This window comes from Methanosphaerula subterraneus (assembly GCF_052055875.1).
GTDB classification, from domain to species: domain Archaea; phylum Halobacteriota; class Methanomicrobia; order Methanomicrobiales; family Methanospirillaceae; genus Methanosphaerula; species Methanosphaerula subterraneus.
Genome location: NZ_CP170508.1, coordinates 2,041,856 through 2,059,765, shown reverse-complemented (window position 1 = coordinate 2,059,765; position 17,910 = coordinate 2,041,856). Strand labels below are relative to the sequence as shown.

Below are 17,910 nucleotides of genomic sequence, written 5' to 3'. Positions count from 1 at the left end.
ATACAAAAAAATCTATTTTTTCAGCGCCGTGCTACGCAGACGAACCGGTCATAGATCGGATCGCGCTCGTTCTCAAAGACCTCGACCGTCCGGCCCTCCTCTTCACACCATTGCCTGACCAGCTGCTGCTCGGGCTCAGTGCCGACCGTGATCACGGTCTCACCGGTCAGAAAGAGGAGCTCGTCCACGATCTGGTGCCAGAGGTCTGCGGTGAACGGGTAGATCGCCCCGAGCATGCTCCCGATCCCCCGTTCTGCAGGGGAGAGAAAGATACTGGCCTCCGTTCCATCGATACAGAGTGTCTCCGTCGGCACGAGCCTGCCGGCAGCGAGGCCGAGGGCGAGTAGATGGGGATCATTGTCGTAAGCGAGCGGATGCATCCCCATATCACGCAGCACGGCAGATCCGATGCCTGAACCGCAACAGCAGTCCAGACAGGTGATCTCCTGCCCGGGTTGCCAGATATCGGTGAGCAGGCTCTCGAGCTGTGCAGTCCGGGTGTCGGTCAGATCGACTGCGGCGGGGGTGACCATGGCCAGCATCTCCTCGGCATAGTACTCTCTGGCCGCGGCGGCCCAGGCTTCACGACTCTCCTGGTAGAGGTCGCCGCCGGTCTCCTCGAAGAGTTCCAGCACATCGACAGAGACAGGCCGGTACAGGAAGGTGGTGCATGTCCACCCGTCATCGCGACGGAACGCCGCCGCAAGCGGTTGCTCCTGCTCATCGATCAGCAGTCGCCCCTCTGCTGCAGGGTCTTCGCAGATCATCGCCGAATAGACCGGATCGGTCAGCGCCGAAAGGCTCGGCTCGATCATCCTGACCTCCGGGAGGTCGAGGATCCTGGCTGCTCTCCGGAGTGCGTTCATTCCTTCACCTGCTCGTCTGCCGCCCCTGCTGTATACTCCACAGGTTCCGGTCCTGATTGTTCTCCAGGTATTCCATCTGATCCTTCCTCCGGTCCTTCAACCGGCTCATCTACTGGTTCTTCCTCCGGTTCCTCTTCGATGAGGACCGGATGCGGCACCATCCGGAGCCCGTCGGCGGCCGACATCGTACCGTCGATGCGTGCTCCCTCGTGGATGGTCAGATCGCCGGCCACGATATTTCCAAGGACATGGGCCCCGGGATAGACCTCGACGGGACCCTCGGAGGAGACGAGACCATGGATCGTGGCCCCTTCGTGCAGCACGATCCCGCCGGCAGCCCTCAGAGAGCCAAAGACGGTGGTCTCCTGTCCGACCGTGACCGAGTGGGCGCGAATATTGCCATGCAGCCGGCACGCCTCGCCGATCTGCATGGTGTCGGGCACTGAGAAGTACTCCATGTCCAGCACCGCCCCAGACGGGATCACCAGCGGGTTTTCATCCATATCGTCGGAGAAGAGGTCGGCAAAGACCGTATCGGCGTCCTCGCCCCGGTCGATACGGAGGACGGCCATCAGGTACATCAGGAAGTAGACGATCACCGGGAGCGGATTTCGGATCGTGATCATCCCCTTCGCCTCGAACCCGTGCTCGATCTGGACCTTATCCCCGATCTCCAGGTCCCCATTCACCGAGAGCCGGCCGTGGACCTTCACCCCTTCGCCGAGGAAGGCGTGCTCGGTCGCAGACAGGTCCCCGTTCACCTCTGTCCAGTTCCCGATATGCACGTCCCCGTTCGCGGTGATCGCGCCGTTGATAGTGCAGAACTCGCTGATCATCACGTCGGCCCCGTGCAGCCCGTAGTCGATCCTGCTCCGGTCCCCGACCACGATCGTCCGGTCGGTCATCAGCGTCCGCTCCTGCAGTTCGGTCCTGTCCGGGATGATGCAGCAGAGAACCCGTTCGTCTCCCTGTTCACTGGTCTGGGCGGTCATTATCTGGTTATGCCCCGTACTTGTGGGTCTTGTCGATCAGGTCCAGCAGGATCCTGAGCAGGTCGGCCCCCCGGATCCGGTTCAACCCCCCGGTGGCGCACATAATCTCATCATAGACCTGCACCTGGTCGACCCTGACCCCGTCACCCCGGATCAGCACCGGCACCGGGTCTGCGCTGTGGTCCTTGATCGGGCAGGGGGTGCTGTGGTCGCCGATCACCGTGATGACGCAGTCCTCTCGTTCGAGGAGCGGTGCAAGGGCAGCGTCGATCCTCTCGATGAAGTCGCGCTTCTCGAGGGCATGACCGTCATGGCCGGCCTCGTCGGCCCCCTTGATGTTCACCAGCACGAAGTCATGAGTATCGAGGGTGGCCAGCAGCGCCTGAACCTTGCCGGTGAGGTTGGTATTGGTGGAGCCGGTGATCCCCTCCACCGGGACCTGCTCGAGGCCGACGGCCTTGCCGATTCCGCTGATCAGGGTGGCGGCGGCGATCACCGCACCGGAGAGGCCGTACCGCTGCTGGAACGGCTCGAACATGCCCATCTCGCCTGCCCCCCGGATCAGCACCACCGAGGCCGGCGGTTCCCCGGCCAGTTCCCGTGCCCGGTTCACCGGGTGATCGGCCAGAATCGCGGTGGACTGCCAGATGAAATCGTTACAGACCGCGGCGGTCTTCTGGTCCTTCTGGTTCGCCGAGACCGGCATCACCTGATGCGGGGCGACCCCTTCCGCTTTTGGGTCGTTCGAGGTGACGCCGGCACCGAGCCCCTCCCCGGAGAGGGCAAGGGCTGCCCGGTGGCCGGCCCCTGAGACGAACGAGAAGGTGACCCCGTACGCCGAGAGGTCCACCTGCTCGGAGATAGCCGCCGAGAGGAGGCGGGTGTCATGGATCCTGCCGGCGCGCCGGTCAGTCACGAGCCCGTGATCGTCCAGGGTCGCATAGTTGGCCCGGAAGCCGATCATTCCATGCTCCATGTGGATCCCACAACCTTCGGCCTCGAGCGGCCCGCGGCCGGTATAATGGCTCTCAGGGGGATATCCGAGCAGGCTCAGGTGGGAGGTGTCAGATCCGGGCCTGATCCCAGGACTGATCGTGTCCATGATGCCGGTGACCCCTTCAGCCGCGAGCCGGTCGAGAACCGGGGTCTTTGCGGCCTGCAGAGGGGTCAGTCCGGCGAGTTCAACACACGGACGGTCCCCTATTCCGTCCAGCACAAGCATGACGATCTTGTGAGCAGTCATCAGAGAAGGTTGGATGCAGAGAGAGTTATGGTTGGCGATCGGATCCAGGAGGACTGCTGATCAGAGAAGAGGAGAAACGGTGCTGCAGCAATAGCGGGGCGAGGGGAGATCCCCTGCCCGCGGGCTGCGATCGGCTATCCAGGGTTATGCGATGATAACCTTGGATTCGATCTTTGACTTGATCACTTCGATTCTGCGGATCGGGAAGATCCCCTTCACCTGCGCGAGCAGGTCGCGGGAGATCGAACCGGTGACGATGCCGTCGACGACCGTGGCCCAGTCGTTCTGAGCGACAAAGGCGGTCATCTGCGCATACATCACGCCTCTGATCGCATGGATCTGGCTCGAGTTCGCTCCGATCAGGGTGTAGCAGGTCACGGTCAGGTGAATCCGCTTGCCATCCTTGGTCGAACCCATGATATGGGAGTCGATCCTGGAGGTCCGCCGCTTGACGAGTGAGCGGAGGTAGTCTTTGGTCAGTTCATGTCCGATGAACTCGGTGTAGGCTGCATCGCCTGCGACCCGGGAGATCTTGAACTTCATCTTGATGTGCTGCTTTGCAAAGTCCTGAGCGATCTCACCGAGGGTGGTGCTCATGACCCTGCCGACAAGGTTCGCTGAATCTGCAGCGATCGTCTCGCCGATCGGGGTGCTCCCGAATGATTCAGGCACATATACCTTGTACCAGCTCTTTGCTTTCCAGCCTTCTACACGACGTCCAATCTGTTTCTTCTTTGCCATTCTATCACCATCTGATTATTTTAGAGGAACCTGAACAGTTCCTTCTGCTGACCGACCAGGGCGGCTACCCGCTCCGGCCAGTTGTTCATATCAAACCCTTTCTGTGCAAGGAAGGATGCAGTCCAGCGCTCAAGCCCGATGCCCGAGCACCCTGACCAACAGTCCTTTCCGGTCTGCACCTTGACATTGAACCCTTTCGGGTACTTGTCCCCGTTCACCGAGACGTTCTGGAACTCAAGCCAGGAGTCGCTGTACGGGAGGTAGGCCTCGTAATCGGTGGTCCCGATCCGTTCGTTCACCCCTTCGCCGTCGAGCATCCCTTCCTGTGCCATAAACCAGGGAGTGACCTTTGCGGAACGCCATTCCAGGTCAAGAACCTCATCGAAAAGGTGCTTGTACGCGGCATGGAGCTTGTCGGCCGTCTCGACGACCTGCTCGGGGGTCCCGAGCCAGAGGATCTCGATCCGATGGAACTCGTCGACCCGTTCGATCCCGTGGATCCCGCCGCTCTCATACCGGTGGGAGGTTCCGCTCCGGTCGAAGAGCCTGATCGGGAGGCAGTCGCTGGCCAGGGTCTGGCCCTGGACAAACGGCCAGAAGGACGGGCACTGCGCATAGCAGAGACCGCCGATCGGACCGTCGACCTTCTCCCGGATCATCTCGACCGGCACCTCGCCGGTCACCTTGAAGTAGTCACCGACCTCTTCCCAGTATGCAGGATCCCTGGTCTTGGGGGTGCAGACATAGTAGATCTCCGGGTACACACCCTTGGCATGCCCGGACTTCTCCCAGACCTCCCAGGGGACCAGCTTCGGGAAGATCATCTCAGTGAATCCGAGGGTTTTGATGATCTCCTCCATCACGATCTGCTCGAAGGCCCGGAAGAGCTGCACAGACTGTGGACCATGGATCCACTGTCCACGTGACAGGGCGTGTTTTATCCAGCCGCGTTCGATCATCTCGGCGGTCGGGTCACCGTTGAAGAAGCGTTCCTTCTTTCCACTCTCGTACAGCAGTTCCCAGTGCTCACCCTTGCCGCCATAGGTCAGAGCCTCTATCTTCTCCTCGACCAGTTTCACGATCCGATCAGGGATCTTCTGTTCGAGGTCGGTGGCACTGACCTGCAGCGAAAGTTCGATCGTTTCCGCGGTCACCACGGCGCTGCTGATGAACGGCAGCGTCGGGATCTTCAACCCTTCTGGCACCGGACCGGTGAGCGTGATCTCGTACCTGGTCACCAGGATATCCCGGAGACCAAGCCGGAACCTGCCGAGCGTGGCCGTGATCTGCTTTCGAAACCGGAAGAGGGCGTCATGCACACGGGTGTACGGCCCGCTCTCAATGGCCAGCGAGAGGGTGTTCCCCTCGATCTTCCAGTCGGTGATCCTGCCGATCTCATCCTCAGCTGCCCCTTTGGGTACTCCACGCCGGAACATCACTGTGTTTGAGTCGGTGACTGTCTTCTCTACCGCCTCGGCCGCTTCCGCAGGGATCTCCCCGCTGAACTGGAGGTCAGCCGTTAATGCGAATCGTACAAACATGTCTCCTCCGCAACTCCTAGATTCATCAGATAATCGTCCACCGTCGCAATGATCGATCGCAGGTTGGTGCCGCTGACCGTGCTCTCCAGGCCTCTGTCCGTGAGGGCGGTCAGGATCAGCCCGTGGTTGTCAGGGGTGACCGCGGCGGCACAGCAGGCTGCATCGACATGAACTGTCAGGATTGTTCCCTCGGTATGGATCATACCAGGGCCTCCGTCAACTGTTCAAGAAAACCGGGAACGGCCGCAGACCGGATGGTTGCTCCCCCGCGGTGCCGGTGGCCGCCACCGGTGCCCCCATAATCCGGGGCAAGGTCGGCAAGCAGCCGGCCGAGGTCGATCTCCCTGGCCGGGGATGTCCTGACCGAGAGGCGACAGCTGGCTCCCTCCGCTGCCACGACGACGACCATGTCGCCGGAGGGCAGGTCTCTCTGAAGGGCGTCGGCCACGTCTCCGACCAGCGCCGAATCCGGCACTGTGTAGCAGCCGCTCCAGTCGCCGATCTGTTCACGTCCACGGATGGCCGTGATCACCTGCTGCCGGTACCGGGCGGTGACGGCCCATGCCTCGGCGATCGAACCGGAGGACCTGAGGCAGAGGGAGGCAGCGAGCCCCCCCATGCCAGCCTTGCCGCATCCGTCGATCACGGCGGCCAGGGTGTGACCGTCCTCGATCACCTCCCGCTGAAGACCATACAGGTCCCCGTAGAGCCGATCAAAGGCTGCAGGAGCCGCCTGCTCCGCCGAAGCAAAGACGATCGCCGAGAGGAGAGCCTCTTTTGACTCCTGCTCCCCCCCCTCTGCGAGGATCTGCCTGACGATCTCCTCATCGCCGCTGATCCCGGCCAGGTAGGGCGAAGTGGCCAGCAGTAACTGCTCTTCCCTGGTCCGACCCGGGAGGAGGAGTCCGCGCTCCGGCGAGACCACCCCGTTGCCGACTCCTTCATTGAAGATATCCCGGTTCGGCCCTTCCATCTGTTGCTGGTCGCCGATCATTCCAAGCAGTGCAAGTCCCGCCAGATCGCGGTTGTCCCCGAGGGCGGCTGCGATCAGATAAGCACACCCTGACGCCGGGAGAACCTGCTCACCATCGAACCCGAAGAGGTTCGGGTTCAGATGATAGGTCCCCGAAAACCCGGGCGTGTGGTGGTCGATCACGATCGTCTGGTCGGGGAGACCTGCACTGCCAGATCCCATATCACAGAGGATGACAGGCTGTTCCGGGTCATCGGCGAGTGCAGGAAGGCTGCCAGCTATCCTGAGCCGGAACCCGATGCCAAGCCGGTAGAGCCCATGGCAGAGGATCGCAGCTGCTGCTATCCCATCTGCATCATGGTGCCCGTACACCTCGACATACTCCTGTTCACGCAGATGATCGGCGATCAGCGCTGCCTTCTCCTCAAGTGACATGACGATGCCTGTGATTTAACGTGAGAGCAGAATCTCAGCGGTATCGGGTTTGTAGACCCAGCCTGCCGGGAGCTTCTTGGAGCCCACGTAGTACTTGACCAGCCGCCGGACCTTGGACTCGGTCAGCTGGAGCTGCCGCTTGTTCAGCAGGTCCTTCTTGTTCTCGCCCATGTGCTTTCGCATTCCGAGCGCCTTGACGATCAGGTTCCGCAGATCCTCTGGGATCTCGGAGGCAAGCCCGTTCTCCTTTAATATCGCGTTGATCCGCTTTCCGGTTGCCAGCTTCACGTCTGGGACGCTGTACCGGTCACGGAGGATCAGCCCGATCTCACTGGTCGACTTCTCGTTCTTCTTGAGTTCTACGATCAGTTTCTCAATCTCTGTGCTGTCAGTTGTGGACCAGGCAGGCGCTTCTGTCCTGTGCGGCCTCACTGAACCGGATTTACCCCTACATCGGGCATGCATTCGTGCCATATTTCACCTCCAAATTTATCAGAGTAAGTCCAGAAAAGAGCATGTACGGATTTGTGCGTACGTCTGTTGCATCAGCTCTGTAATCCCTGAGCCCGGTTTTTCGGGCAGTGCCTTCCCCTGATTGTTCAGAGATCTGCAGAAAAATTCTGCAATCCAGCACGTCGGACTTACGTATGATTACACCGTTCACACAGTGCTACCCTACCTATAGGGGACCAGACGATAATAAGGATACTGGTGTATGCCCCATCGCGGCGAAGCCGATCCCGCCTGAAGAAGACGTAACAAAAAAAGTTGTATAAAAGGATTGAAGATGGTTATTTTCTATCTTTCTTTCTGAACTTGCTCATCGAGAGGATATCCACGGCATATTGCCCCTCTTTTCCCAGCCCGAGCACAACTCCACCATTCTGGGCGAGCTTCTCGATATTGATCTCGTACGAGCCGGGACCATTGATACTGATGCTCTCGATCCGATCGAAGATGTCCTTCTCCCGCTCTTTATGGGCCGGCCTCACCGAAACGGTCTGCTGCTCACCAACGGCCTCCCGGTCGTCACCCAGTTCCTCAATCGATCCTGCAGGAGGGGTGGTGTCAGTTCCGGCTATCGGGGCCGGCTTCTCTTCCACCAGGTCGACGGGGCGGTCCTCCTCCCTGACATAGAGGAACTTCTTTCCGCCACAGGCCGGACAGCCCTTGAGGATCTCAGGGGAACCGTCCTCAAAGATCTTCTCACAGTGTGTGCATTTATGGGGCATAGGGGTGTACCATATCTACCGTGACGAGACCCACGCACTCAGCAGGTCCTTCTCTTTGCGCAGCATCTTCAGCTGGTTCGCCGGGCCGATCACCGTCAGCCTGGCCGGTGCTGGTTGCTTGCCAAAGATCCGTGAGAAGAGCCCACCTGACGTGTTCTTCCCGGGATAGGTCTCCATCTCGATCCCTGAAAATCCGTCAGGACTGATCTCCATCATGGTCATCTCGATCAGCTTGCTCGACTCCTCGGGTGCGAGTCCCCGCTCCAGCACCACAATATTCCCTTCCATCACCTCATCAAGGATCAGGCGTATCTTCTCCATCGAGGTCATCCGCGAGAGACGTTCCTCAGATATCAGATCCAACTGTACACCCTGTATCATCCTTAATCACCTGAAGTAATTGGTCATCTTCTCGTACAGCTCATCGATATTCTGGCCTTCCAGTCCAGAGATTGAGATCACCGGGTGCTGGGGGAAGGCGCTCTTGATCCGGGCGGGGGCTGCATCAGGGAGATCGATCTTGTTGGCGACGATCAGCACTGGCAGATCCCGGGACTCGATGATCCCGACCATCATGATGTTCACCTGCATGAACGGGTCAAGGGTCGAGTCGAGCAGGTAGATGACCCCATCGATGTCCTCACGAAGCCAGTGCATCGCCTCGGCCACTCCCTCAGTGGCTTCGCGGGCCCGCTTGACGGCCTCACCCTTCTCGATCCCGTACTCGGTGAACTCATGATAGTCGATCTTAGTGGTCACACCAGGGGTATCGACGATATCGATGGCGATCGAGTTGCCGTTCGCAGAGGTGATCGTGATATCCTCTTTGCGCCGTGCCCGCCTGGTCTCATGAGGCACTTCACTGACCGGCCCGAGGGCATCCCCTGTCCAGTCCCGGACGATCCGGTTGGCCAGTGTTGTCTTTCCCGCATTCGGCGGGCCATAAATCCCAATCCGGGACCGCCTTTTCTTTAAAAATACCCGTAAGAACTTCGAGAGCCGCTTTCTTGCCAGTGTAAAAATATCCATTCAGCACCCCCTGTGCACAATCAACAACCTTGCAGATATACTATGGTACTTCGGGATAGTTATCTCTTTTTGAACAGTTCTGATCAGGAGAAATGCTCCTTCTCTCCCGTAGCAAACCTTAATGAATCAGAATGACTATCATTGAACGTTGACAAAGGGGGAGAATCCATGAAACAATCTTCTGATTCCATCCACCTGGAGACCCACGTGCAGTTGAAGGAGATGATGCGTCGTCATCCCGCAACGATAGACTACAACGCAACGGTAGCCAGAGCTGCAATGACTATGTGCAGGGCCGATGTCGGCAGCTGCATAGTGCTGGAGAATAACCTCCCGATAGGGATTGTAACCGAACAGGACATCAACTGCAAGGTGGTTGCAAAGAACCAGCGACCAGGGGAGGTTAGAGTCAGTGAGATTATGAGCACCCCCCTGATCACAATAGGCGCTGAACGGACCGTCGGCGAAGCTGCCAGTATGATGGTCAAGCACCGGGTCAGGCGACTACCGGTCGTGGACGAATGCAACAGGGTGATCGGTATCGTTACCGTTCGTGACCTGTTGTCCGTGACCAGTGAAATCAATGAGATCATGAACGATTTGATCGAGATTAACAGGCCTGACCGGTATGACGGGGGGATCTGTGAGCGATGTGGGATCATGGCCACGGACCTGCTGCGTATCGACTCGATGATGCTCTGCGGCAACTGCCGCGAGGAGGAACACCTGTGAAAGTGGCGATGGATATTGTATCAGCGGTTCCGATACTGGGCGATCACGACCATATCACCAGGGCCAGGCAGGTCCTGCGTGAGGACGCATTTCGTGAGGCCTATATCGTTGATGCAAAGGGGCGGTGCATCGGATATATCGATATCACCGATGCACTGCGGGTGAACGCGACCAAGTCGAATGTGACGCTGGAAGGATATGTCAAGACGGCAGCAGTGGTAACCCCGGAGGACACGCTGGAGACGGTTGCAGCGGCTGTGATACAGTCGCGGACCGACAGCGTAGCAGTTGTGGACACCGATGGAAAACTGATCGGCGGGATCCTGGTCTCCGACCTCTTCCCGATCGTGCTCTCACGGCACGAGCCAAAGGGGAAGGTCGCTGACTGCATGTCGAGAAAGGTCGTGACCGCAGATGCATCTGACCCGCTCCAGCGAGTCTATACGCTGATCATCGAGAGTGGGTACACGGCATTCCCAGTGATGAAGAAGCATATGCTGATCGGGATGATTTCAAGGCGCGATCTCCTCGACGCCGGCCATGCCAGGCGTTCGCTGGCTCAGGCTGGGGCAGTGAAGGTCGAGGACTTGATGACCACCCCAGTCATCTCGATCACTCCTGATCGGGAGATCAGAACCGCTGCAGAGCTGCTGGTCAAGCATGACATCAGCAGGTTGCCCGTCGAAGAGGACGGAAAGGTGATCGGGATCCTTGATCGGCACGACGTGCTGAGCGGACTGAAGATCCAGACAGAGAGGACGCTGTGATATGAACCAGAATGGACGAGCCACCAAGCAGGGGGACAAACTGTTGAAGATGCCAGGAAAGTTTGACCGTGGCCCTGTAGAATTCGAGTCCAGAATCGTCGAGCAGGAGGGGCAGGTGATGGGAATCGCGACCAGGGACGTGGTCGCGGTGGCCCAGACCGCAACGATCATCAACGCGGTCGAGACGATGACCACCTGCGGGTTTCGGAGGCTGCCGATCGTCGACCCCGGTACCAGGAAGATGCGAGGGATCGTGACCGCAAGCGACATCATCAGCCTGATGGGTGGAGGGGACCGGTACAGTCTCGTCACGGTGAAGAACGGGGGTAACCTGATCGCAGCCCTCAACGAGAGTGTCCGGGAGGTTATGAGCCAGCAATTCATCTCGCTGACGCCGATGGCCTCGATTCAGGACGCGATCGACCTTATCGTCCGGAAGAAGATCGGCGGTGTGCCGATCCTCGACGACCAGGGCGTCTTGGAGGGGATCGTGACCGAACGCGATCTGATGCGCCTCTTTGAGACAGAACGGAGTATGCTGACGGTGGAGGAGATCATGTCCTCCCCATTGCGGGTGATCGGACCCGACAGTCCAATCAGTGCAGTCACCAGGGAGATGGTGAAGCATACGTTCCGGCGTCTGCCGGTGGTCAGCGATGAGGTGCTCTTTGGGATCATCACCTCGACCGATATCGTCAAGTATTTAGGCACCGGCCGGGTCTTTGACCAGTTGGTGACCGGGGATGTCGGCGAGGTGATGTCACTGCCGGTCAGGGACCTGATGTCAGGAGACCTGATCACCACGACCCCGGACACCGGCATCACCCAGGCGGCCAAGGAGATGCTCGATAAGGGGATCGGGGCCCTCCCGGTGATAGAAAACGCACGGCTGATCGGCCTGGTCACCGAATTCGACCTGGTCAAAGCATTTGCAGGGCGGTGAAGTGCATGCATGCATCTGAAATTATGTCTGCGCCGGTCTATGTGATCGAGCCCGCAGAGAATGTGGCGAGGGCTCGTAACCTGATGTTCCGGCATGGGATCTCGCGACTGCTGGTCGTGACAAACGACATGCTGACCGGGATCATCACGAAGAAGGATCTCGCGTACCGGCTGCGGCAATCGGAACCGTCCTGGCGAAGGCGTCCGATCGATCAGATCCCGGTCAGTGTCCTGATGGTCACAGACCCGATCACCATCGCCCCTGATACCACCATCCGGGATGTAGCCCGTCTGATGGTCAATGAAGGGGTCAGCAGCCTGCCGGTAGTCGAAGAAGGCACCCTGATTGGGATCGTGACCAAATCTGACCTGATGAGATCGTCACTTGTGGGAAGGATCCGCGGAGCCGTCGGCGATCTGATGGAGGACGTCACGACGGTCAGCAGATACCACTCGCTCGACCACGTGGTCAACCTGATCAGCGAGCGGAACGACAAACTGGTGGTCATCAACAACGATGGAACCCTGGCCGGGATCATCACCGAGAGTAACCTGGCTTTCTTCGAGTACGCAGCAGGTGACGTCCTGGACAAGGATGTGACGATGCTTCGGAAAGAGGTGCCGGCAGGCAGAAAGGCCTACCGGCATGTCAGGGATGTCACCTTCATTGCGGAGGACGTGATGAGCAGCCCGGTGGAGACGATCGGAGCCGATAGTCTGGTCGGGGAGGCAGTTGCCAGGATGAGAGAGCGAGCAATCAACAGCCTTGTAGTGGCAGAGAACGACGAACTCATAGGAATTCTCAAGAGAGACGATATTATACGAGAGGTTGCACGATGAACGGAGAGTTTTCAATTCAGGATATCATGGCAAAGCCAGTCACCATCGCAAAGTCTGCAGTTGTCACCGAAGCGCTCGACAAGATGCTGAACGAGGGGATCGATCCCCTGATCGTGACGCAGGGGAACGTGGTCGCCGGCACCGTCTCACGGAAGGCGATCGCAGAGGCACTCGGGTCCAAGAGGAATGCCGCACTCTCACCCACAAAGATCCATGTGGCCAACGTGGTCGAGGAGGAGTTCACCTCGGCGTACCCTGATCAGGGGTTCGATGTGCTGATCCCCCTGCTGCAGCACTACAAACTGGTCGTGGTGCTGGACAAGGATCACCGGTTGATCGGGCAGGTGACCGCAGCAGACCTGCTCAAAGTGATGGTGCCCCAGGTGCCACTGGAAGGAGTGATCGAGAAGGTGAACTCGATCAATGCCGATGAACGGGTCGTCCACCTCCGGCGCCGGATCATCGACGACAATGAGAGCCGGTACGTGGTGACCGACAGCGAGGGGCTTCTCGGGATGGTCACCGAGACCGATGTGGCACGTTCGATGCGGGAGTTCCGCGAGGATATCCCGGACAAGCACCAGGACCACCGTATCAGGAATCTGATTGTTCGGGATATCATGTCATCACCCCTGATCTCAGTGGACGCCGGCGCCGACACGGCCTCGGTCGCCCAACTGCTTCTGGCACGCTCGATCAGTGCGGTGCCGGTGGTCGAGGACGGCCGGATTGCAGGGGTCGTGACCAGGCGTTCGCTGGTCAATGCCCTCTGATACCCTTCTCTTTTTATCGTGGCGAACCCACCCGTTCCTGACGTATTGTAACTCCCATGAGTCGGAGACTTGTCTATTCTAGAATCGGCCGGTCTGTTCGTTCCTTCTTCTTAATCGCCCTTTACCGAGGCTTCGAACTGGAGTTGTTCATATCCAGGTCCCTGGTTCTGGCCGGTTAGATCGGAGAATTGCCGGCAACCGATCAGTAGATTGGGTCGCCGGCGAGCCCTCCCTGGAAGATGATCGCGAATGCTGGGGTCAGGGACGATCGGGATCTCTGCGAGCGAGGGAACAGAACCACCAGGAGAGAGATCTCCCCAGAGTGGAGAGGCAGACGGTACGGGATCCAGGTTCTGGTTTCTGTGAAGTACACCGCTCTTCTCAAATCCTGATGAGGGCTCTCAAGAGAACAAGCAATACCCGGCGACGTAACCACGATTCACCTGCCAACTGCCTTAATATGACGAGCAGAAAGTGAGACCCAGAGAAATAAAGCAACTGCTGAAAACTGGCTGAGAAGAGTGTGTAGAAAATTAAAAAAATTGGGTCCCTGGTGAGCAGATGCTCACGAGACAGTAACCGTGTGTGTAGCGGTCCTTGTTGAACCGTTCGCATCAGTTACGGTCAGGGTGATGGTGTAGGTACCTGCGTTGTTGTACCAGATTCTGTTCAGGCCAACATTCTGATTAGTGAAGGTCTGACCGTTCCCACAGTTCCACTTCCAGGAGACAGGGTTGCCGCCGGTGGTGGTGTCTGTGAGTGCAACAGAGAGTGAGTGTCTGCCGGAGGTTGGGCTAACGGTGAAGCTGGCCGCCCCGGTGGTTGGCTGTGTGGTAACGGTCGTGGTTGGCTGAACGCCAGCCCCGATCGTGAATGAGTCGAGGTTCATCCTTGAGGCACCGAAGGCCACCTTCACGATGTTCCTGCCCTGCTCGAGGTGGAGTGTTCCTGCAGAGGTGAAGGAGTTGAAGGTGTTGAACGAGCCGGTGGATGAGACGCTGACGGTGGTCGAAGAGCTGCCAGCTGAGACGGTCACCGTCTTTGCGGCTGCGTCAGGGTTGGCTGCTTTGAGTGCGATGGTGTAATCGCCGTCTGCTGCTGCGTCGACTGAGTAGGTGAGGTATTCACCGCTGATGACGTAGGCAACAGCGTAGCCGCCTGCGACTGCTTCGATGTCGACGTCGTCGGTGCGGTATGCCCCGCCTGCATTGCCGGAGGTGGTGTCTGCATAGGCGACGGTGTTGCCACCGAGGTCATAGTCCTCTGCCTGGACAGTGCCAGGTGCGTTGTGTGGTCCGTTGTATGGCTGACCTGGTGCCACGGTTGTGGTTGGGGTCGTCGGTACATCGGTGACGGTGATCGTCTTGCTGGCCGTGCTGGTCTGGGTTCCGTTCGTGACGGTCAGACTCAGGGTGTATGCACCAACAGCGCTGTAGATGTGGTTGATGTTCTGGCTTGATGCGGTGAATCCGTCACCAAAGTCCCAGGAATATGCTGCTGGGTACCCGGTGGATGCATCGGTGCCGGTGACTGCCTGTCCGAGCTGAACACTCTCTGCGTTAACAGTGAAGGCTGCCTGGAGGGTCGACGGTGCTGCGGTGACGGTGATCGTCATCGTCTTGGTGTTGAATTTACTTGAGGTTGAGTTGATGGCCTGCAGTGATACCTGGTAGGTGCCTGCAGTCTGGAAGGTGTGGCTTGGGTTCTGGAGTGTAACGCCCTCAGTGCCGTCGCCGAAGTTCCAGAGCCACTGGTCCGCGTTCGTCGACTTGTCAGCGAACTGAACTGCCAGTGGTGCAACGCCGGTTGATGGAGTTGCTGAGAAGTCAGCAACAGGAGTGATGACCGGTGATGCGTTGACGGTGATCGTCTGCAGCTTCATCTGACCGGACCCTGCTACATTCGAGGCGGTCATAAGAACGCCGTAGGTGCCTGCACTCTTGAAGGTGTGCACAGGGTTCTGCTCATTGCTGGTCGAGAAGTCATCAGTGAAGGTCCAGCTCCATGATGACGGTGAGTTCGATGATGTGTCAGTGAACTGCACGGTCAGGGGTGCCTGTCCTGCTGCCGGAGCAAACGTGAAGTTGCTGACCGGTGCACTCAGTGAGATGACCTGGATGACCTGGGTCTTCTGGCTGGTCCCGACGTTGTTCTGGGTTGTCAGGGTAACGGTGTAGTTACCTGCTGCTGTGTAGGTGTGGCTTGGGTTCTGTGCTCCGGAGATGGCTCCATCGCCGAAGTTCCATGACCAGGCAAACGGATTGTTTCCGGACTTGTCAGTGAACTGCACGTTTAATGGTGCAGCGCCGGTGCTCGGGGTTGCACTGAAGTCAGTGACTGGAGCTGGTGCTGTGACGTTGATCAGCTGCGGGCTGTAGATATAGTCTGAAGCGCCGAGGCTGTTGGCCACAACAAGGTAGACTGCGTACTTGCCTGGTGTGGTATAGGTGTGGGTGATATTCTGTGTGATTGCAGTGGTGCCGTCACCGAGGTTCCAGTACCATGCGTTTGGCCTCTCTGAGGAGGTGTCATTGAACACAACGGTCAATGGTGACTGTCCAGTAACCTGGGCAGTAGCGGCAGAGCCGTCGTTAACTGCGGTTGTGTTTGCATTGAAGCTCGCAACTGGGTTGCCGAGCGGAGTGATGGTTACATCCTGTGTCGTGAAGTTGACACCGGCTGCATTGGTCACGGTCAACCTGACCGTATAGGTTCCGGCATTCTGGAATGTGTGCAGCGGGTTCATCTCGGTCGAGGTGGTCCCGTCGTCAAAGTTCCATGCGAACGAGGTCGCATTGCCGCCGCTGTAGGTGAACTGGACCTGTGATGGTGCAGCGTAGCTGGACGAAGTCTTGGTGAAATCAGCATTTGGTTTGCCGCTGACACCGGTGACAACGATTGCCTGCCCGTTGGCTGCACTTGAACCACCAGCGTTGGACGCGATCAGTGCAACATTGTAGGTGCCCGGAGTAGTGAACGTGTATGTCAGGTTCTCAGAGGTCCCTGCCTGCTGTCCATTGATGAGCCACTGGAAGCTGGTTGGTGCTCCTCCGGTTGAGGTGTTGGTGAATTTAACAGTCAGTGGTGCTTCGCCGCCAGTTGCGTTCTTCGTAAAGCTCGCAATTGGTGCTGGGCTCAGCGGAGCGAGAGTGACGGTGAAGAGGTTCAGCTTAGCGTCTGATCCTGCTGCGTTCGAGACAGTGTGGTAGACCCAGTAGTTACCTGGCATGGCGAACGAGCGAGTGACATTGGCTGTTGCCGGCACCGGCTGTCCGTCGCTGAAGACCCAGCTGAAGGAGCTTGGAGCGCCTGACGAGGTGTCATTGAAGTTGATCGGCTGACCGACGAGAACAGTCTGTGTGTTCATTGCGTAGTTGCCGGCTTCGGTGCCATTGATTGAGAAATTCGCGGCTGGTGCTACCGAGCTGCTGACTGTTACGGTGCCTGTAGCCAGATTGGATACTCCGGCCCCGTTCCGGGTCTGCAGGGTTACCGTGTAGGTACCTGCTACCGTGTAGGTGTGGGTCGCGTTCTGGACCGTTGATCCCTGGGTTCCGTCACCGAAGTTCCAGAGCCAGCTGGTCGGTGCTGCAAGGCCACCTGCTGAGGTGTCGTTGAACTGGACTGCCAGTGGTGCGGTTCCTGACGATGGAGTTGATGTGAAGCTCGCATCAGGAGTTGATGGACCTGCTACATTCACCCAGATGGAAGAGACATTGCTGCCCTGTGCATTGCTTGCACTCAGGACGATCTGGTACTGCCCCTGAGGGAAGGTGTAGGTTGGGTTCTGAAGCGTTGAAACATTGGACCCACCGATGTTGTAGGTGAAGTTCCAGTTCCATGCCGATGGCGCCTTGGTCGATTTATCGGCGAAGGTGACCTGCAGTGGTGCAGTGCCGTTCAGGACAAGATCCCCGGCAACGAACGCAGAGGTTCCATCCTGGGAATCCTTGGTGACACCGTCAGCTGTGGCGGTGAATGCTGATACCGGTGCAACCGATCCAGCGACAGTTATTGTAAACGAACTTGAGGTTTTTGGGCCATTGACATTACCTGCAGTGAAGTAGACCACGTAGGTACCGGCCTGAGTAAAGGTATGGGTCGCGTTCTGGGTTGTGACCAGAGGGCTTGCATCCCCGAAATTCCATGAGAAGCTGGTTGGTGCATTGGTGGAGGCGTCAGTGAAGGTCAGGGCGTCCCCGACATTGACAGTTGCGTCAGAGAATGTCTCCGCTGCTGTTCCAAAGGGTCCATATGTGTTCCCGTTCAGTTCAACATTGAACTGTGGTGAAACATCTTGGACCGCTGAAACCACAACCTGTGGGAGCGTGTATGATGAATTTACAATCTGTCCACTCACATTCGAAGCGGTTCCCGTTGCGTTCTGCACGTAAAGACCGATGACATAGGTCCCGGCTGAAGTGTAGGTGTGAGACGGGTTTGAATCAGTTGAGAACGATCCATCGCCAAAGTCCCATGCCCATGACGTGATGTTGTCGTACGAGGCATCGGTGAACGTGACGGTCTCACCCGCTGTGATGGCGACATTGCCACTTACTGGAGCAGGGTCTGTCGTAAAGTTCACGATCGGCCCTATGCCGCTGTATCCTTTATCGTTGAGGTCTGCTGTTGCCGAGGCGGCGAACGCCCCTGGAATCAACAGGCAGGCCATGATTACCATCAGAGAGACTAGGAACAGTCTCCCGGATGGATTACTCTTGGGTAATCTCATATCAATAACCTCCTTTGGTTCATAGTAGATTTAACCATCCCAAACGGTTTAAACGTTTCCATTTTATCGAAT

Annotated in this window: 17 protein-coding genes; 5 read left to right on the top strand and 12 right to left on the bottom strand. The window is 58.1% G+C overall.

What is annotated here, in order from left to right; all coding sequences use genetic code 11:
• Positions 1–20 precede the first annotated feature (20 nt).
• The 11 genes from ACFKSJ_RS09945 to ACFKSJ_RS09895 all read right to left on the bottom strand — a co-directional run bounded on the left by ACFKSJ_RS09945 (position 21) and on the right by ACFKSJ_RS09895 (position 9,052).
• Positions 21–866: a hypothetical protein gene (locus ACFKSJ_RS09945; RefSeq protein ID WP_440949645.1), complete on the bottom strand. Its 846-nt coding sequence runs from the start codon at positions 864–866 to the stop codon at positions 21–23.
• Positions 863–1,858 carry a polymer-forming cytoskeletal protein gene (locus tag ACFKSJ_RS09940; RefSeq protein ID WP_440949644.1) on the bottom strand — a complete coding sequence of 332 codons (996 nt, stop codon included), beginning with the start codon at positions 1,856–1,858 and terminating at the stop codon, positions 863–865. The genes ACFKSJ_RS09945 and ACFKSJ_RS09940 overlap by 4 nt, the downstream gene beginning before the upstream one ends.
• A gap of 7 nt (positions 1,859–1,865) precedes the next feature.
• A complete protein-coding gene (locus tag ACFKSJ_RS09935; protein WP_440949643.1) occupies positions 1,866–3,101 on the bottom strand; it encodes a 2,3-bisphosphoglycerate-independent phosphoglycerate mutase in 1,236 nt (411 codons plus the stop codon).
• Between the two features lie 144 nt (positions 3,102–3,245).
• Positions 3,246–3,842, bottom strand: coding sequence for a 30S ribosomal protein S3ae (locus ACFKSJ_RS09930; RefSeq protein WP_440949642.1), 597 nt, complete (start codon positions 3,840–3,842; stop codon positions 3,246–3,248).
• Between the two features lie 20 nt (positions 3,843–3,862).
• The gene (locus ACFKSJ_RS09925) at positions 3,863–5,383 is read right to left on the bottom strand and encodes a serine--tRNA ligase (protein WP_440949641.1); all 1,521 of its coding nucleotides are present in this window, start codon (positions 5,381–5,383) and stop codon (positions 3,863–3,865) included.
• On the bottom strand, positions 5,362–5,586 hold the full coding sequence (locus ACFKSJ_RS09920) for a KEOPS complex subunit Pcc1 (RefSeq protein WP_440949640.1): 225 nt from the start codon (positions 5,584–5,586) through the stop codon (positions 5,362–5,364). Before ACFKSJ_RS09920 ends, ACFKSJ_RS09925 begins: the two co-directional genes overlap by 22 nt.
• Positions 5,583–6,791 (bottom strand): DHHA1 domain-containing protein, encoded by a 1,209-nt coding sequence (locus ACFKSJ_RS09915; protein ID WP_440949639.1) that lies wholly within the window; start codon positions 6,789–6,791, stop codon positions 5,583–5,585. Before ACFKSJ_RS09915 ends, ACFKSJ_RS09920 begins: the two co-directional genes overlap by 4 nt.
• 15 nt (positions 6,792–6,806) lie before the next feature.
• Complete coding sequence (locus ACFKSJ_RS09910; protein ID WP_440949638.1) at positions 6,807–7,265, bottom strand: 30S ribosomal protein S15; 459 nt, start codon at positions 7,263–7,265, stop codon at positions 6,807–6,809.
• A 317-nt stretch (positions 7,266–7,582) separates the two neighbouring features.
• Positions 7,583–8,023, bottom strand: a complete 441-nt coding sequence (locus ACFKSJ_RS09905; protein WP_440949637.1) for a Zn-ribbon domain-containing protein — start codon at positions 8,021–8,023, stop codon at positions 7,583–7,585.
• 15 nt (positions 8,024–8,038) lie between these two features.
• Positions 8,039–8,404 (bottom strand): DUF2073 domain-containing protein, encoded by a 366-nt coding sequence (locus tag ACFKSJ_RS09900; protein ID WP_440949636.1) that lies wholly within the window; start codon positions 8,402–8,404, stop codon positions 8,039–8,041.
• A gap of 6 nt (positions 8,405–8,410) precedes the next feature.
• Positions 8,411–9,052 (bottom strand): GTPase, encoded by a 642-nt coding sequence (locus ACFKSJ_RS09895; protein WP_440949635.1) that lies wholly within the window; start codon positions 9,050–9,052, stop codon positions 8,411–8,413.
• Positions 9,053–9,220: 168 nt separating this feature from the next.
• On the opposite strand from ACFKSJ_RS09895, the gene ACFKSJ_RS09890 reads away from it, so the two are divergent.
• From ACFKSJ_RS09890 to ACFKSJ_RS09870, 5 genes are read left to right on the top strand one after another with little or no spacing between them, the layout of a single operon-like run.
• Complete coding sequence (locus tag ACFKSJ_RS09890; protein WP_440949634.1) at positions 9,221–9,784, top strand: CBS domain-containing protein; 564 nt, start codon at positions 9,221–9,223, stop codon at positions 9,782–9,784.
• A complete protein-coding gene (locus tag ACFKSJ_RS09885) occupies positions 9,781–10,551 on the top strand; it encodes a CBS domain-containing protein (protein ID WP_440949633.1) in 771 nt (256 codons plus the stop codon). The genes ACFKSJ_RS09890 and ACFKSJ_RS09885 overlap by 4 nt, the downstream gene beginning before the upstream one ends.
• 1 nt (position 10,552) lies before the next feature.
• Positions 10,553–11,494: a CBS domain-containing protein gene (locus ACFKSJ_RS09880; protein ID WP_440949632.1), complete on the top strand. Its 942-nt coding sequence runs from the start codon at positions 10,553–10,555 to the stop codon at positions 11,492–11,494.
• Between the two features lie 5 nt (positions 11,495–11,499).
• The gene (locus tag ACFKSJ_RS09875; RefSeq protein ID WP_440949631.1) at positions 11,500–12,333 is read left to right on the top strand and encodes a CBS domain-containing protein; all 834 of its coding nucleotides are present in this window, start codon (positions 11,500–11,502) and stop codon (positions 12,331–12,333) included.
• Positions 12,330–13,106, top strand: coding sequence for a CBS domain-containing protein (locus ACFKSJ_RS09870; RefSeq protein WP_440949630.1), 777 nt, complete (start codon positions 12,330–12,332; stop codon positions 13,104–13,106). The genes ACFKSJ_RS09875 and ACFKSJ_RS09870 overlap by 4 nt, the downstream gene beginning before the upstream one ends.
• A gap of 565 nt (positions 13,107–13,671) precedes the next feature.
• Here the strand turns inward: ACFKSJ_RS09870 and ACFKSJ_RS09865 are convergent.
• Positions 13,672–17,838: a PKD domain-containing protein gene (locus tag ACFKSJ_RS09865; RefSeq protein ID WP_440949629.1), complete on the bottom strand. Its 4,167-nt coding sequence runs from the start codon at positions 17,836–17,838 to the stop codon at positions 13,672–13,674.
• Positions 17,839–17,910 lie beyond the last annotated feature (72 nt).

What these genes read in the sequence shown, in the direction of transcription:
- ACFKSJ_RS09945 (WP_440949645.1), bottom strand. Translation starts at nt 866, where the DNA reads ATGAACGCACTCCGGAGAGCAGCCAGGATCCTCGACCTCCCGGAGGTC.
- ACFKSJ_RS09915 (WP_440949639.1), bottom strand. Translation starts at nt 6,791, where the DNA reads ATGTCACTTGAGGAGAAGGCAGCGCTGATCGCCGATCATCTGCGTGAA.
- ACFKSJ_RS09905 (WP_440949637.1), bottom strand. Translation starts at nt 8,023, where the DNA reads ATGCCCCATAAATGCACACACTGTGAGAAGATCTTTGAGGACGGTTCC.
- ACFKSJ_RS09875 (WP_440949631.1), top strand. Translation starts at nt 11,500, where the DNA reads ATGCATGCATCTGAAATTATGTCTGCGCCGGTCTATGTGATCGAGCCC.
- ACFKSJ_RS09935 (WP_440949643.1), bottom strand. Translation starts at nt 3,101, where the DNA reads ATGACTGCTCACAAGATCGTCATGCTTGTGCTGGACGGAATAGGGGAC.
- ACFKSJ_RS09900 (WP_440949636.1), bottom strand. Translation starts at nt 8,404, where the DNA reads ATGATACAGGGTGTACAGTTGGATCTGATATCTGAGGAACGTCTCTCG.
- ACFKSJ_RS09890 (WP_440949634.1), top strand. Translation starts at nt 9,221, where the DNA reads ATGAAACAATCTTCTGATTCCATCCACCTGGAGACCCACGTGCAGTTG.
- ACFKSJ_RS09895 (WP_440949635.1), bottom strand. Translation starts at nt 9,052, where the DNA reads ATGGATATTTTTACACTGGCAAGAAAGCGGCTCTCGAAGTTCTTACGG.
- ACFKSJ_RS09910 (WP_440949638.1), bottom strand. Translation starts at nt 7,265, where the DNA reads ATGGCACGAATGCATGCCCGATGTAGGGGTAAATCCGGTTCAGTGAGG.
- ACFKSJ_RS09865 (WP_440949629.1), bottom strand. Translation starts at nt 17,838, where the DNA reads ATGAGATTACCCAAGAGTAATCCATCCGGGAGACTGTTCCTAGTCTCT.
- ACFKSJ_RS09930 (WP_440949642.1), bottom strand. Translation starts at nt 3,842, where the DNA reads ATGGCAAAGAAGAAACAGATTGGACGTCGTGTAGAAGGCTGGAAAGCA.
- ACFKSJ_RS09940 (WP_440949644.1), bottom strand. Translation starts at nt 1,858, where the DNA reads ATGACCGCCCAGACCAGTGAACAGGGAGACGAACGGGTTCTCTGCTGC.
- ACFKSJ_RS09880 (WP_440949632.1), top strand. Translation starts at nt 10,553, where the DNA reads ATGAACCAGAATGGACGAGCCACCAAGCAGGGGGACAAACTGTTGAAG.
- ACFKSJ_RS09870 (WP_440949630.1), top strand. Translation starts at nt 12,330, where the DNA reads ATGAACGGAGAGTTTTCAATTCAGGATATCATGGCAAAGCCAGTCACC.
- ACFKSJ_RS09920 (WP_440949640.1), bottom strand. Translation starts at nt 5,586, where the DNA reads ATGATCCATACCGAGGGAACAATCCTGACAGTTCATGTCGATGCAGCC.
- ACFKSJ_RS09925 (WP_440949641.1), bottom strand. Translation starts at nt 5,383, where the DNA reads ATGTTTGTACGATTCGCATTAACGGCTGACCTCCAGTTCAGCGGGGAG.